At 46.9% G+C, this 303-nt stretch carries 1 protein-coding gene; it reads left to right on the top strand.

The genetic code is table 11. The features are described 5' to 3' along the window. On the top strand, positions 1-303 hold a 303-nt coding region (locus CWC28_RS22185), incomplete at both ends, for a hypothetical protein (protein WP_502704945.1).

The following is a 303-nucleotide window of genomic DNA, read 5'->3' as shown; positions in this document are numbered from 1 at the left end:
AGGCGTAGCTACGAATGCAATCTGTTTGATACCTGGCGACAGCTTTCAGAACGCTTTATGTATTTTGCCGAACAACCCTTTCAGATAGATGAAGCTAACCTTCAGCGCAGCCATGAAACGCCCGATTATATTGGCTTTCGTGAAGCTGCCGTTAATGCCCTGGTGCACCAGGATTATACGGATACTCAGCGCACAGCAACCGTACACTTTTATAAAGACGCCAGTGTGTACTTTAACCCCGGTGATTCACTGCTTGATGAAAGTGAATTGGGTAAAGGTGGCAGTGCTTCACGTAATCCGCTT

This window comes from Pseudoalteromonas sp. S4492 (genome assembly GCF_005886115.1).
Taxonomy (GTDB): domain Bacteria; phylum Pseudomonadota; class Gammaproteobacteria; order Enterobacterales; family Alteromonadaceae; genus Pseudoalteromonas; species Pseudoalteromonas gelatinilytica.
This window is presented reverse-complemented; position numbering and strand designations above follow the sequence as displayed.